General features: G+C 59.4%; 12 protein-coding genes. All 12 read left to right on the top strand.

The genetic code is table 11. From position 1 onward, the window contains the following. The first annotated feature begins 109 nt into the window (after positions 1-109). Positions 110-1,507: an ATP-binding protein gene (locus tag P0111_09085; protein ID MDF0644173.1), complete on the top strand. Its 1,398-nt coding sequence runs from the start codon at positions 110-112 to the stop codon at positions 1,505-1,507. Continuing rightward, positions 1,504-2,862: a sigma-54 dependent transcriptional regulator gene (locus P0111_09090; GenBank protein ID MDF0644174.1), complete on the top strand. Its 1,359-nt coding sequence runs from the start codon at positions 1,504-1,506 to the stop codon at positions 2,860-2,862. Before P0111_09085 ends, P0111_09090 begins: the two co-directional genes overlap by 4 nt. Before the next feature lie 244 nt (positions 2,863-3,106). Beyond that, positions 3,107-3,343, top strand: a complete 237-nt coding sequence (locus tag P0111_09095; protein ID MDF0644175.1) for a tetratricopeptide repeat protein — start codon at positions 3,107-3,109, stop codon at positions 3,341-3,343. 290 nt (positions 3,344-3,633) lie between these two features. Further along, complete coding sequence (locus tag P0111_09100) at positions 3,634-3,783, top strand: hypothetical protein (protein ID MDF0644176.1); 150 nt, start codon at positions 3,634-3,636, stop codon at positions 3,781-3,783. A 40-nt stretch (positions 3,784-3,823) separates the two neighbouring features. Beyond that, positions 3,824-4,762, top strand: coding sequence for a carboxypeptidase regulatory-like domain-containing protein (locus P0111_09105; GenBank protein ID MDF0644177.1), 939 nt, complete (start codon positions 3,824-3,826; stop codon positions 4,760-4,762). Positions 4,763-4,835: 73 nt separating this feature from the next. After that, entirely contained in the window at positions 4,836-6,863 is a 2,028-nt protein-coding gene (hyfB, locus tag P0111_09110) for a hydrogenase 4 subunit B (GenBank protein MDF0644178.1), read from the top strand. Positions 6,864-6,874: 11 nt separating this feature from the next. Further along, the gene (locus tag P0111_09115; GenBank protein ID MDF0644179.1) at positions 6,875-7,840 is read left to right on the top strand and encodes an NADH-quinone oxidoreductase subunit H; all 966 of its coding nucleotides are present in this window, start codon (positions 6,875-6,877) and stop codon (positions 7,838-7,840) included. A gap of 2 nt (positions 7,841-7,842) precedes the next feature. Next, positions 7,843-8,511, top strand: a complete 669-nt coding sequence (locus P0111_09120; protein MDF0644180.1) for a hydrogenase — start codon at positions 7,843-7,845, stop codon at positions 8,509-8,511. Between the two features lie 8 nt (positions 8,512-8,519). Next, positions 8,520-10,022, top strand: a complete 1,503-nt coding sequence (locus tag P0111_09125) for a hydrogenase 4 subunit F (protein MDF0644181.1) — start codon at positions 8,520-8,522, stop codon at positions 10,020-10,022. A 15-nt stretch (positions 10,023-10,037) separates the two neighbouring features. Next, positions 10,038-11,624: an NADH-quinone oxidoreductase subunit C gene (locus P0111_09130; protein ID MDF0644182.1), complete on the top strand. Its 1,587-nt coding sequence runs from the start codon at positions 10,038-10,040 to the stop codon at positions 11,622-11,624. 12 nt (positions 11,625-11,636) lie between these two features. Continuing rightward, complete coding sequence (locus P0111_09135) at positions 11,637-12,182, top strand: NADH-quinone oxidoreductase subunit B family protein (protein ID MDF0644183.1); 546 nt, start codon at positions 11,637-11,639, stop codon at positions 12,180-12,182. Between the two features lie 225 nt (positions 12,183-12,407). Continuing rightward, positions 12,408-13,046, top strand: coding sequence for a TrkA C-terminal domain-containing protein (locus P0111_09140; protein MDF0644184.1), 639 nt, complete (start codon positions 12,408-12,410; stop codon positions 13,044-13,046). The last annotated feature ends 1 nt before the right edge of the window (position 13,047 follow it).

Consider the following 13,047-nt stretch of genomic DNA (forward strand, 5'->3'; position numbering starts at 1 on the left):
CGTCTGAGGGTGCTTGGGTCTGGATCGACCGTGCCGACCGATCGTGTATACAAGGAGGCTCGTGCGTGCTAGCATGAAGCGATCATGAGCCCGGTTCTGTGGCACCGCCATGTTTAGACCCGTTCCCGTCACGGCGCGGTTCCGCAGGGTGCCATTGTGGCTGATGACTGCGGCCTTTCTGACCCTCGCGCTGGTGTTGTCCTCCCTGCTACTGTTCAGCCTTCAGCAAGACCAGAGGTTGTTGCAGGATTTCTCCAGAGACCGATCGGTTCCGGCTGAACGCTTTGTTGCGCTGTGGGAATCGCGCCGCGATTTGATTTTGGTGGCGCTGTTGATATTTCTCGCCGCCGCGGGCAGCATTGGCGCCGTCACCGCGTTCGTCCATTACGACAATGCGCGCCGCACGCTGGAGGCGGTCAAAGGGCTGGCCCGCAATATCCTGCAGAGCATTCCAACCGGAATTCTCACGCTGAATCAGAGCGGAGTCATCACCGCCGTGAATCCCGCGGCCGAAGACGTGCTGACACGTTCGTCCGCGGACCTGCTGGGGCATGCCTTCGAGTCTGTTTTTGCGCCGGGAGATGTGATCCGCCATGTGCTGGACACTGCCTTGCGAACGCAAGAGCACGTGCGACAGCGGGATCTGCCGTATCAGGGCCAGGACCGCATGCCGCGGATGATCCGTGTGACGACGGCTGAACTCACCGACGAGGATGGGCGCTCGGCGGGCATTATTCTCCAGGCGCAAGATGTAACGGACTGGCTGGCGTTGGAACAGCGGGTGCGCAACGCCGAAAAATTATCGGCGCTGCACACCCTGTCCGCCGGCGTGGCGCACGAGTTGCGCAATCCCTTGAGCGCCGTGGATCTCAACCTCCACCTCTTGGAAGGCGAGTTGGCCAGACAGTTCGGACCGCGGGAACAGGCGGATCATTATCTTCGGATCTTGAACGCGGAGTGCCGCCGCATGTGCGCCATCCTGGATACCTTCATGAAGTTTGCCGGTTCCGGCTCGCTCGGATTGCGTGAAGTGGATGTGCGATCGGTCATCGACTACATCATCTCGTTGATGCGCTTCGAAGCCGACGAACGGAGTATCCGGTTGGAGCATCTCGTGGAGGATGGATTGCCCACGGTGCTCGGAGATGAGACCCAAATCAGTCAGGTGCTGGTGAACGTGATGGCCAACTCGTTTCATGCTATGCCGAAGGGAGGTCGGTGTCGCGTTGAAGCTCGCCGCGGTCGTGGAGACGGAAGGCAATGGGTCGATATTGCGATCGACGATACCGGCAGTGGTATCAAGAAGCAAGATATGACGCGCCTGTTCGAACCGTTTTACACCACAAAATCCGAGGGGACCGGTCTCGGCCTTGCGATCGCCTACCGGATCATGCAAGACCACGGCGGGACGATTGGGGTGTCGAGTGAACAGGGGCGGGGAACCACCGTTGTGTTGCAGTTTCCAGTGGCAACAAAACCATCGCACTCCGTGACGGTGACGCCATGACCAATCGGGCGCGTATCCTGGTGGTGGACGACGAGATCAATATTCGGAGCGCGCTCGTGACCATGCTGTCGAAGCAGGGGTACGACGTCCGTGGTGTCGGGTCGGGGGAGGAGGCATTGGAAGAACTGACCCGCTACGGCGCAGAATTGGCCATCACCGATCTCAAAATGCCGGGCATGGGAGGTATCGAGTTCAACCGTCGCCTGAAGGCTTCATGGCCGGACACCGAGGTCGTGGTCATGACCGCTTACGGTTCCATCGATACGGCGGTGGAAGCCATGCGGGCTGGCGCCTATGACTACCTGACGAAGCCCATCGACCGTGAGCGGTTCCCGTTGGCCGTCGCCAAGGCGCTCGAGCGACGAGCCCTGGCCAGCGAGAACAAACAGTTGCGGGACCGCCTCGAAACCAGGATTCGCTTCGAACAGATGGTAGGCGAGAGCGAACCCATGCAGCGCCTGTACAGTCTGGTCGAGCTGGTTGCCGAAAGCGGCGTCACCGTCCTGTTGACAGGGGAGAGCGGCACCGGCAAGGAACTTGTGGCCCGGGCCATCCATCACAAGAGTGTTCGAGCCGACGGGCCGTTCGTGACGTTGAACTGCGGGGCGCTTCCCGAAAATCTCTTCGAAAGCGAGCTTTTTGGCTATGAGAAAGGCGCCTTCACAGGCGCGACGGCGACGAAGGTCGGTCGGTTTGAACTGGCGGATGGCGGCACCCTACTGCTCGACGAAGTGGGGGAGTTGTCGCTGAAGTCCCAGGTCGATTTTCTCCGTGTGCTGGAAACAAAGGAGTTTCGACGGCTGGGCGGGACGAAAGTGGTCAAGGTCGACGCCCGCATTATCGCGGCCACGAACCGGAATCTGGAAGAAGCCGTCAAGCAAGGCAACTTTCGGGAAGATTTGTATTACCGGTTGAACGTCGTTCCGATCCGCTTGCCGCCGCTTCGCGAGCGTGGTGACGACATCCCGCTCCTGGCCGAACGCTTTCTCCGGGAGTTCTCCGCGGAGCACCACCGGGAACTCAAAGAGATCCCCCGGGATACGATGCGGCTGATGCGGCTTTATGCCTGGCCGGGCAACATTCGCCAGTTAAGAAATTTGATGGAACGACTGGTCATCACAGTCAAGGAGCCCGTGATCCAGCCTGAACATCTGCCGGAAGAGATTCAGGCGAGTCAGGAGGATAGGCGCACCATGATGGTGACGCTCGGGACCTCGCTCAAGGACATCGAACGAGAGGCGATCCGCCGAACATTGGCCGAGGTCGTCAATCACCGCGAGAAAGCGGCGAAGCTTCTTGGTATCAGCCTCCGCGCGCTTCAATACAAGATCAAAGAATACGGGATCCACGAGTAGGCTTTACCAGCGCGGATACTGCGACAGGTTCATTCGACCTGCAAATCTTGCAGCGGATTTTGCGCTGAGAGCAGGAATCTGCAATTCTTGCAGAGACGATGAAAGACGCTACCTTTCTGTAGTCCCTTTCCTTTGCGTCATTCGCGTAAACACGCCGTCTTCTTAGCATCTTCCATTCAGCCCCCGGTCTGATTATTCCAGGCACCATCCCTGCACGGTCAGAAGGAACTGACTTGTCAGATTCATGTCCAGCGAATGGAATCATCGACTCACGGCACTGCAGCAGGCCCTGACTCTGTGCCCGACGGATGGGAGCGCGCGTTGCGAACTGGCCTCCTTGCTGGAACGTCTGAATCAGTCTGAGGAGGCACTCGTCCATTGGAAGAGGGTGCTGGCCGCGGACCCCAATAATCTTCAGGCGCGGGAAGGTATCGCCCGCTGTGTGATAAAGGCGGGACGTCCGTTGCAGTCCCCTCTCTGAGAATGCGCAGGCAGGTCTTGTGGGAAATGCTCGATGGCCTACCTCGCAACGGCGGGGATTTCTTTTGGATGCAGGTGAAACCGGTTCTATCCAGCGAAGCCGTGGTTCGTGTCCGTGCACTGATCGAACACCGAACCATCGTGGCAAGAGGGATTGTGTGAGGGCTTCAGCGAGTCTAAGAGAAGGAAAATCCGTGGCAGCGCTCTACAGGCAAGGATACGACGGCCTTCTGGATGCCGAACCCGTGTCCGTTCAGCCGGTCTGGGTCGCTGTGGTTTGGGAGTCGACACATGACAGTAGAACCTATCTCAAAATTCGTTTATGACGGGATGGGGTCTGCTGTCGTCATTCCCGCGCAGGCGGGAATCCAGACTATTCAGGTCACTCTGGATGCCCGCTTTCGCGAGCATGACCGGTTCTTACCGGAATACCCATTTTGAGATAGGTTCTAATCAGGCCCCAATGAGGAAACAAGGAATAATGACGCATCGATGTATTCTCGCCACGATAATGACGGTCACGACAGGTCTGGTTTCGCCGGCGATGGCCTCGTATGAAGCGATCACGGTACAGGACGGTGGAACCATCACGGGGATCGTGACGCTCGATGGGGCGGTCCCCAAGCCCAAAGGATATAACCTGACGACGCTGCCGGATCCGCTCTATTGCGGACGCATTTCCGACGGACAGGGTTGGCGGATTTTGCAGCCGTTCGACGTCGCGCCGACCGGCGAGTTTCGCGACGTGGTCGTCTATCTGGATGGCGTCGGTCAAGGCAAGCCCTTCGAAGAAGCAGGCATCCCGCAGATCGAAGCGAAAGACTGTCGCTTCCTGCCGTTTACCACGATCGTCCGCGACGAAGAGTCCGTGACCGTCGTCAACATGGACCCGGTGATGCACGATATTCAAGCCTATGAAACGTCGCACCTGGGCGCACGCGTCCTGTTCAATGTGCCGTTGCCGATGAATCCTCTCCACCCACGCAACTTTAAGGATCGCAGTGAGGCCGCCCTCTATCATCGTCACATGGCCGGCGCGCCAATGAAAGAGCTGGTCAAGCTCAGCAAGGGTCGTCGAATCTTCGTGATGCAGTGCGGCTTCCATGCCTACATGGAAAGCTGGGGAGTGGCCGTGAGCAATCCCTATTTTGCCAAGACGGACGAGCAGGGTCGCTTCACCATCACCGGTGTGCCGGCCGGCACGTACAAGCTGGTGGTCTGGCACCCCTACGTCCGAACCGTCACCGAACAAACAGTCACCGTAGAGCCCAAGGGCACCGCCTCGGCGAGATTCACGATACCGGCTCCGACCGGTCGGCTCTATGCCAACGAGGTGCTGGATCACGAGTATGTGCGGTACGGCGTGACTGAGAATGTGAAGAAGGAAATCGATCCGATGATTCAGAAGCAGGGCCACTGATCTCGAGCACTCTGCAACAGGCTACCATGGTTCCAGCGTGAAAGACATCCGGTTCGTCAAGTACATATAGTTGATGGCCATTTTTCTCACAGTCATGCTGGCGGTGTATGCCGCCGGGATTGTTCTTCCGCTCACTATTCCGGTCAGACCGACCCTCCAAAACCTCCTCGCGAACAGCCTTGCAGGTGTCGCCGCTACACTGGGGATCGTCCTCGGCGCCACCGGGGTCGTCGCACCGGATCCGCTGACCCTAACCTGGTCCTCGTCGATACCGCTTCTCGCCTTTGCCGTCCGCCTCGATGCTCTGGCGTCGTTCTTCCTCTTGACCATCTCTCTTGTGGGTCTTGCCGCGGCGATCTATGCCGTCGGGTATCTGCGACATCTGCCCAGCCGTGTGTCACCGGCCGCGCTGGGTGCGCTTTTCAACGCGTTTCTTTGTGCGATGACGCTTGTGGTGATTGCGGACAACGGCTTCTTATTTCTCATCGCCTGGGAGCTGATGTCGTTGATCTCCTACTTGCTCGTGGTCACGGACCACGAAGATCCGGACGTGCGATATGCCGGGTTCCTGTACCTGATCATGGCCCACATCGGAACCGCGTTCATTGTCGTGATGTTCCTTCTGCTGTTCCAACAGGGGAACACGTTCTCCTTCGAAGCATTCCGTCATCCCGAACGGGTGCTGCCGACCTCGCTGCAGACGGTCGTTTTTCTGGCGGCTCTGATCGGATTCGGAACCAAGGCGGGGATCGTGCCTCTGCACGTGTGGTTGCCCTACGCCCATCCCGCCGCCCCGTCGCATATTTCGGCCCTCATGTCCGGAGTGATGATCAAGACGGCGATCTACGGAATCTTGCGGGTGTCGTTCGACTTTCTCGGTGGCCAGTTCCCTTGGTGGTGGGGATTCTTGGTCTTGGTGATCGGCGCAGTCTCAGCCGTTCTCGGAGTGATGTACGCCTTGATGGAGCACGATCTCAAACGACTCCTGGCCTATCACAGTGTGGAAAACATCGGGATTATCCTGCTCGGTCTCGGTGCCGGGATGCTGTTTCACGCCTATGGATTGGAAGACCTGGTAGCACTGGGTTTGTTGGCCAGCCTGTATCATACGGTCAATCACGCTCTGTTCAAAGCCTTACTGTTCCTCGGGGCCGGGGCACTGCTCTCCGCCACCCGGACCCGCAACATGGAAGAATACGGCGGTTTGCTGCGTCGCATGCCCTGGACCGGGGCATGTTTCCTCGTCGGCGCGGTCTCCATTTCGGCGTTACCGCCCACCAACGGATTCGTCAGCGAATGGTTGGTCTTTCAAACGCTCTTTCAGAGCGGTCAGGTCCCCTCGCTCTTAATGAAGCTCATGCTGCCGCTCGCTGCCGCGATGCTCGCATTAACCGGAGCCCTGGCATTGGTTTGCTTCGCGAAGGCGTTCGGCATTTCATTCTTGGCGCTGCCGCGTAGCTCTCATGCCCGACATGCCGAAGAAGTCTCCTGGACCATGAGGATCGGGATGATCATTTTGGCGGCGACCTGTGTGCTGCTCGGACTGGCACCGATGGTCGTCGTGCCGCTACTCGATCATGTGATTCAGCCGATGACCGGCCGTTCGATTGCCGGGCAGATGCTCGCCCTGGGCGGATGGACGCTGATCCCGGTCGATGCCGAGTTTTCCAGCCTCTCGTCACCGGTATTGGCGATGCTCATCGCTGGTTCCGCGATGATGGCTCTTGCACTGACTGCTCTGGCTGGAGGATGGCGCGAGAAGCGGTATGCCAGAACCTGGGGGTGCGGTCTGAATTTGTCACCTCGCATGGAATATACGGCTACGGCCTTCGTCCAACCGATCAAGCGGGTATTCGGGACGATATATCAGCCGACCCTCAAACTCGAAACCGAGTTGATGCACGAATCGCAATACTTCGCCAAGAGCCGGCGTTTCACCGTGCGCATTGAGCCGATTTTCGAAACATACCTGTACCTACCGGTGGCCGCCATCATGCCTGCACTGGCGGACCGGCTCCGGGTGATCCAGGCGGGGAGTCTCCACGTCTACCTGGCCTATATATTCGTCACCCTCGTACTGCTGTTGTTGATTGCGCTGTAACGGAACGACGGATGCTGATCCCGACTATCCTGTCTGCCATTGTCCTCTCGGTGACCCAGGTGCTCGTCCTGGTGATGCTGGCGCCGCTCATCGTCGGGCTCATCCGCAAGGTGAAGGCTCGGCTCCAATGCAGGCGTGGACCAAGCCTTTTCCAACCCTACGCGGACCTGGCCAAGCTGTTCAGAAAGCAGTCGGTTATTTCGTCGACCACTTCGTGGATCTTCACAGCGACGCCGTACATTGTTTTCGGCTCTACCTTGACAGCTGGCTTGCTGGTGCCGGTCTTCGTCGCTCAGGTTCCCCTGAGCTTTGCGGGCAACATCATCGCGCTCGTCTACTTGTTCGCCCTCGGTACGTTCTTCCTGATCCTGGCCGGGCTCGATGCGGGTTCGGCATTCGGCGGCATGGGCGGCAGTCGTGAGGCCATCGTCGCATCACTGACGGAACCGGCCATGATCTTGTCGATCTTTGCCATCGCCCTGACGGCCGGGTCAACCAACCTCAGCACGATCGTCCACAAGACCGCGCTGCTCGAGGGAGTGGCCACTGATCCGGTGCCACATCTGATGGCGCTCGCGGCGCTGTTCATCGTCACCCTCGCGGAAACGGGCCGTGTTCCCGTCGACAATCCCGCCACCCATCTCGAACTCACTATGATTCACGAAGCCATGATTCTGGAGTACTCAGGCCGGTACCTGGCCCTGCTCGAATGGGCTTCGGCCATCAAACTGTTGGTATTTCTGACGCTCATCGCCAACGTGTTCGCTCCCTGGGGTATCGCCACGGACCCAACGCCCCTGGCGCTCGTGGTCGGGGGCATGGTCTATGTGGCGAAGGTATCGCTCCTGGCGGCACTGATCGGCTTGATCGAGTGTATGTTCGCCAAACTGCGCCTTTTCCGCGTCACCGATCTGCTCGGCGTCGCCTTCATTCTGGCGCTGCTGGGGCTGCTGTTTTTTTACATTTTGCAAGACTGACCATGTCCTGGCTCACGCCTCGTATCGGCGCGCAACTCGTGGATCTCGGATCGGCCATGCTGCTGCTCACGTGCTTTGCGATCGTGGCCCAGCGACGGCTATCCGCCTGCGTGGATCTCTTCGCCCTGCAGTCCGCCTTCCTCGCTATGACCGCGACGCTGGTGGCGTTTCTGACCGGGACACGGCACATCTATATTGCCGCGGCTCTGACGGTGGTCGTTAAGAGCGTCGTCATTCCGCACGTGCTGCGGCGGGTGATCGAGCGCCTGAATGTCACGCGCGAACTCGTCATGAATGTCAATGTTCCGGCAAGCCTGCTGATCTGCGGAGCCCTGGTGATGACTGCCTTCATCATCACGCAACCCATCATTTCGTTCGGCCACCTGCTGACCCGAAACTCACTCGCCATTGCGCTGGCCATCGTACTGATCGGGTTTTTCACGATGATCGCGCGACAGAAGGCCGTCACCCAGTTGATCGCCTTTCTGGTCATGGAAAACGGACTGTTCTTGGGCGCAACCGCGGCGACGTACGGTATGCCCTTGATCGTCGAGTTGGGCGTCTTTTTCGACGTGCTGATCGCGGCGCTGATTGCCGGCATCTATACGAACCGGCTGCAGGATGCGTTCGACAGTGTGGACACCAGCCGTCTCAGCGAGTTGAAGGAATGACGCCCACAATGACGACCATTGCCGTGGCCGTACTGCTGTGCGCGCCGTTCACGGCCGGGTGCTGGAGCCTCCTCATTCGTAGTTCCCAACAACTCCACCTGGTAAATCTCGGCAGTATGGGCCTCCTGGTGGCGGCGGAAATTCTGCTCGCCCGAACGGTCCTGACACAGGGTTCAGTGATGGTATTTGACGAGATGGTCTACATCGACGCCCTCTCGTCGGTGATTCTGTTCATCATCGGCACCGTCGGTCTGGCCTGCTCGCTCTATATGCGGTCGTACATGGATGAACAGGTGGCCAGGGGAACTATTGCGCCCCACCGACTGAACTTGTTTTTTTTCCTGTTTCACATGTTCTTGCTGGCCATGGTGCTCGCCACGGTGGCCAACAGTCTTGGCGTGCAATGGGTGGCGATCGAAGCCACAACGCTGGCGACGACCTTCTTGATCGCGTTCTGGCGCCGGCGCGAGTCGCTCGAGGCTGGGTGGAAGTATCTGATTCTCTGCTCGGTCGGAATTTCGCTGGCCCTGTTCGGCGTCGTCCTCATGTACTATTCGTCTCTCCGCGTGCTCGGCGACGTGAATTCGGCGCTGAACATCACCCAGTTGCAGGCGATCGCCACGCAACTGGATCCGCACATTCTGAAGCTTGCCTTCGTCTTTCTCTTCGTCGGCTACGGGACGAAGGTCGGCCTCGTGCCGATGCACAGTTGGTTGCCTGACGCCTATACGGAAGCCCCGGCGCCGGTCGCCGCCATGCTCGCCGGCGTGTTGGAAACGGTCGCCGTCTATGCCATCCTGCGTAGCAGGGGTATCGTCGATCAGGCCGTCTCGCCAGAATTTTCCGGCAGCCTGCTGGCGCTGTTCGGCCTGGTGTCCTTCGCGATTGCAGCTCTGTTTCTGCTGCTGCAGCACAACTACAAGCGGCTGTTGGCCTATTCCAGCATCGAGCACATGGGTCTGGCGATGGTCGGATTCGGAGTCGGCGGACCGATCGGCGTTTTCGGCGGTTTGTTCCATTTGGTGAATCATGCCTTCGCGAAATCGCTGGCGTTCTTTGCGGCCGGCAATATTCACCGGCGCTACAAGACGGTGGAGATCGGGGAGGTGCAGGGGTTGGCCAGCGTCTTGCCCGGTTCCGCGCTGGCGCTGATGGTCGCGGGGCTCGCCTTGGCGGCGCTACCGCCCTTTGCGCTCTTTGCCAGCGAAATGCAGATCGTCACCGCGCTGGGCACCTCGGGTTTCCCGGGCGGGTGGGGGGCTCAGGGAGTGGGCGGCTCCGTCCTGCTCTTGCTGCTGTGCGGCCTCGTGGCGTTTGCCGGCTTTCTCTACCGCATTACCGGCATGGTCTGGGGGCCTGCGCCTCAAACCGTGGTGCAGGGAGAACCTTGGTCGGCCGGACATCTCTCGCTTCTCTTCCTAAGCCTTCTTCTCGCCGGATTGGGCTGGGTCTTGCCTCCGCCCTTGCACCAGTTGCTTGAAACGGCCTCCACCTTGTTGGTCGGCCGATAGCATGAGGAGGACGCGATGTCGGATGATGCATTGATTGATGAGCAGCTTCGCGCGGCCTTCCCGACGTTGCCGCCAGCGTCGTCATCCCGCGCGGGCGTGATCCAGTATCGTGTGGCTCCTGCTCAATTGCTCGCTCTCGCAAGCTGCTTGCACCGCAAGCTACAAGGCCGATTGGCGCTGCTGTTCGCCCTCGACGGCAGACCGATCGCGGACCGATACGAGATTCAGTACCTCTTCGGGCTGGGATCGCGCGGGCCCTGGGTATTGCTGACGCTGGAGCGGACGGGGGGTGATCGGCTCTTTCCATCGATCACACCGTCTGTCCATGCGGCGCAGTGGTACGAACGAGAAGTTCGGGACCAGTATGGATTGATTCCGCACGGCCATCCGGATCTGCGCCGTTTGGTCCGGCACGAACACTGGCCGAAGGGAACACATCCGCTCAAGAAGGACTTTTCCTGGGACCGGGAGCTGGAACGGCAACCGGGTGAGTATCGGTTTCGTCACGTGGAAGGAGAGGGCGTATTTGAAGTCCCGGTCGGCCCGATCCATGCCGGTATTATTGAGCCCGGGCACTTTCGCTTCTCCGTAGCCGGCGAACCGATCATGCAGCTGGAGGTGCGTCATTTCTGGAAGCACCGAGGCATCGAAAAACTGTTCGAGCAACAGCCGCTCGCGGCCGCGCTGCCGCTTTCCGAACGGATCTCCGGCGACACTACGGTCGGCCACGGTCTCGCGTACTGCCAGGCTATCGAGACGGTGATGCACATGACGGTGCCGCGGCGAGCCCGCTATCTGCGCTCCCTGTTTCTGGAGCTGGAACGACTTCACAACCATCTTGGGGATGTGGGGGCGATCTGTAACGATACGGCCTATGTGCTGGCCCATGCGCATTGCGCGCGGATGAAGGAACAGCTCATGCAGCTCAACGATCGTCTGACCGGCTCGCGATTCTTGCGCGGAGCCCTCTGTCTGGGAGGGGTTGTTCACGATCTCGCCCCCCGGAGAATGGAAGAGGTGGTGGACGAGTTGAATCGGATTGAGCAGGACTTCTCAGAACTCGAGGCCATCATTCTTGCGAACGCCTCCTTGACCGACCGGCTCGAAACCACAGGGGTACTTGCGGAACGGATCGCCTGGGACCATGGGGTCATCGGGGTGGTTGGGCGGGCATCGGGACTCGACCAGGATGTGCGGCGTGACCGTCCCTTTGCGGCTTACGACGAATTGCCGGTGAAGGTGACGCTCTACCGGTACGGCGATGTCCGCGCCCGTCTGCGGGTGCGTATCGACGAGATTCACGAATCCGTACGCCTCATCCGTGAGATCGCTCGGCTGATTCCACCCGGAGGGCTCGTCGCTGAATCGAGCGATCTTCCGACGGTAGGAGACTGGGCCGTCTCAGCTGTCGAAGGCTGGCGCGGCGAAATTCTCTGTTTCGTCATGGCGGGGGAGCAGGGTCGGATCCATCGTTGCAAGGTGCGCGATCCCTCCTTTGTGAACTGGCCGGCTATTCAGTGGGCTGTAACGGGAAATATACTTCCCGATTTCCCGCTCATCAATAAGAGCTTCAATCTCTCGTACGCCGGGAATGATCTCTAGCCGGAGGTGCACATGTTCCGCATTCTTAAGAAAAGCCTGAAGACAGGAATCGTGACGGGCCGTCATTCCGCCCCCACGGAATCGGCGGACGGAGGGCTTAGAGAAGCTCGCCAGAAAGCCGAGCCGTTCAGACGCTCGTTGACCATTCGGGAGGTCGATACGGGCTCCTGCAATGCCTGCGAGATGGAGATGAACGCCCTGACGAACCCCGTCTATGACATTGAGCGATTCGGCATCCATATCGCCGCGTCCCCTCGTCATGCCGATGCCCTCGTGGTCACCGGGCCAGTTACCGTGAATATGGAACGGGCGTTGAAAGTTGTATATAGACAAACCCCGGATCCGAAGCTGGTGATCGCTCTGGGCGACTGCGCCATCAACTGTGGGCTGTTCAAGGGAAGCTATGCTGTGACCGGGCCGGTCGAGCGTCACGTGCCGGTGGATGTGCGCATCCCAGGATGTCCTCCCAGGCCCGAAGCGATTATTGAGGTGCTCCAAGATTTGAGGAGGAGGCGACAAGGAGAAGATTTTCGAAACTGCCCCGATGAACACGGATAGCCCGTTGGAGACATCCTACACAGCTTCCTCTTGAATCCCGCGCCCACGTCCGTCGTGCTGCTGGCTCGCTCACATACGCATGTCGATTGTTGTGCGATCTGGCGGTGACCCGCCGGGCTGTGTTAGCGTAGATCCAAAGATGGGATCCTTGGCTGGATGGGACCCAGCGGAGAACGCGTATAAGTTGACATAATAGCGCTTATCAGACATAAGAGATATCGTCGGATGGTGTCCCTGGAATTCATCGGCCGCTTGCAGAAGGAACTGTCGCTGACCGGCAGCGCCGTCTACGAATCGGTCGTGGCGGTGGCGGAGCGTGTCAATCGGAAGGTGCATATCCTGCGTCTGCACAGCCAGGCCGCCCAGCTCTTGAGCCAGATCGAAAGCGCGCACGGCGAATTGGGGCACCGGATTGCCGACGTCATTTCCGACAAGATATCGGCTGGCCGGGGCAGCCTCTCGATCGCGCCCGACGAGCTTCAACGGACGTTAGATCAGTCGCTCGGGCGTATCCGCGACCTGAAGCAGGCGCTGCATCACGTCGACGGACAGATTCGCGAACTGAAGATGGAAACCATTCACGAGGACCTGCTGACGCTTCAGCGCGACTTGAGTCTGCATTCGGTTGCGTTGGAACGGATGTTCGTGGCCCGGCGCGCTCCTGCCATCGGAAAACATGCCTCGGATCTGACGCTCCCGGCATCGGTCCGATTGCTCACTGTGTTTCGGGGACCGTTTCTGATCCCGCCGTCCGACTCCTTGGTGTTCCAGCCGGATGACATCGTCGTGGTCATGGGGTCGCGTTCCGAGTTGGACCAGGTAGCGACCTGGTTCGGGACGTCCCGAAAAGTCAAGCCCATTTAGC

The organism is Nitrospira sp. (genome assembly GCA_029194535.1).
In the GTDB taxonomy this organism is placed as follows: domain Bacteria; phylum Nitrospirota; class Nitrospiria; order Nitrospirales; family Nitrospiraceae; genus Nitrospira_C.

Coding starts and splice junctions, on each gene's coding strand:
- P0111_09085 (MDF0644173.1), top strand. CDS start 110: ATGTTTAGACCCGTTCCCGTCACGGCGCGGTTCCGCAGGGTGCCATTG.
- P0111_09090 (MDF0644174.1), top strand. CDS start 1,504: ATGACCAATCGGGCGCGTATCCTGGTGGTGGACGACGAGATCAATATT.
- P0111_09095 (MDF0644175.1), top strand. CDS start 3,107: ATGTCCAGCGAATGGAATCATCGACTCACGGCACTGCAGCAGGCCCTG.
- P0111_09100 (MDF0644176.1), top strand. CDS start 3,634: ATGACAGTAGAACCTATCTCAAAATTCGTTTATGACGGGATGGGGTCT.
- P0111_09105 (MDF0644177.1), top strand. CDS start 3,824: ATGACGCATCGATGTATTCTCGCCACGATAATGACGGTCACGACAGGT.
- hyfB (MDF0644178.1), top strand. CDS start 4,836: ATGGCCATTTTTCTCACAGTCATGCTGGCGGTGTATGCCGCCGGGATT.
- P0111_09115 (MDF0644179.1), top strand. CDS start 6,875: ATGCTGATCCCGACTATCCTGTCTGCCATTGTCCTCTCGGTGACCCAG.
- P0111_09120 (MDF0644180.1), top strand. CDS start 7,843: ATGTCCTGGCTCACGCCTCGTATCGGCGCGCAACTCGTGGATCTCGGA.
- P0111_09125 (MDF0644181.1), top strand. CDS start 8,520: ATGACGACCATTGCCGTGGCCGTACTGCTGTGCGCGCCGTTCACGGCC.
- P0111_09130 (MDF0644182.1), top strand. CDS start 10,038: ATGTCGGATGATGCATTGATTGATGAGCAGCTTCGCGCGGCCTTCCCG.
- P0111_09135 (MDF0644183.1), top strand. CDS start 11,637: ATGTTCCGCATTCTTAAGAAAAGCCTGAAGACAGGAATCGTGACGGGC.
- P0111_09140 (MDF0644184.1), top strand. CDS start 12,408: ATGGTGTCCCTGGAATTCATCGGCCGCTTGCAGAAGGAACTGTCGCTG.